Here is an 821-nt window from a genome sequence, read left to right as displayed (position 1 = left end):
TCGTCGATCTTGTCGAGGAAGCCGGTGGTGGAGAGCCAGGGCTGGTCGGGACCGATGAGGAGCGCGAGATCCTTGGTCATGAAGCCGGATTCGACGGTCTCGACGCAGACCTTCTCCAGCGTTTCGGAGAACTTCGCCAGTTCCGCATTGCCATCCAGCTTGGCGCGGTGGGCAAGGCCACGCGTCCAGGCGAAGATCGAGGCGATCGAGTTGGTCGAGGTTTCCTCGCCCTTCTGGTGCTGGCGGTAGTGACGGGTCACCGTGCCGTGCGCGGCTTCCGCTTCCACCGTCTTGCCATCGGGCGTCATCAGGACGGAGGTCATCAGGCCAAGCGAGCCGAAGCCCTGCGCCACGATGTCGGACTGCACGTCGCCGTCGTAGTTCTTGCACGCCCAGACGTAACCGCCGGACCATTTCAGCGCCGAAGCGACCATGTCGTCGATCAGGCGGTGCTCGTACCAGATCTTGGCTTCCTTGAACTTCTCGGCGAATTCGGCGTCGAAGACCTGCTGGAAGATATCCTTGAAGCGGCCGTCATAGACCTTGAGGATGGTGTTCTTGGTCGAGAGATAGACCGGGACCTTGCGCTGCAGGCCGTAATTGAACGACGCGCGGGCGAATTCGGTGATCGAATCGTCGAGGTTGTACATGCCCATGGCCACGCCGGCCGACGGCGCGTCGAACACGTCGTATTCGATTTCCTTGCCGTCTTCGCCGACGAACTTCATCGTCAGCTTGCCCTTGCCGGGGAACTTGAAGTCGGTGGCGCGGTACTGGTCGCCGAAGGCATGGCGGCCGACGATGATCGGCTTGGTCCAGCC

1 protein-coding gene is annotated in these 821 nt (G+C 61.9%); it reads right to left on the bottom strand.

Going from position 1 to position 821, the window contains the following annotated elements; all coding sequences use genetic code 11:
* The coding region (locus tag GR158_RS25045; RefSeq protein ID WP_160873055.1) for an NADP-dependent isocitrate dehydrogenase at positions 1-821 on the bottom strand (821 nt) is incomplete at both ends.

The organism is Shinella sp. AETb1-6 (assembly GCF_009826875.1).
Classification (GTDB): Bacteria; Pseudomonadota; Alphaproteobacteria; order Rhizobiales; family Rhizobiaceae; genus Shinella; species Shinella sumterensis.
Note: the sequence above shows the minus strand (reverse complement) of the source record. Positions and strands in the feature narration are given on the sequence as shown.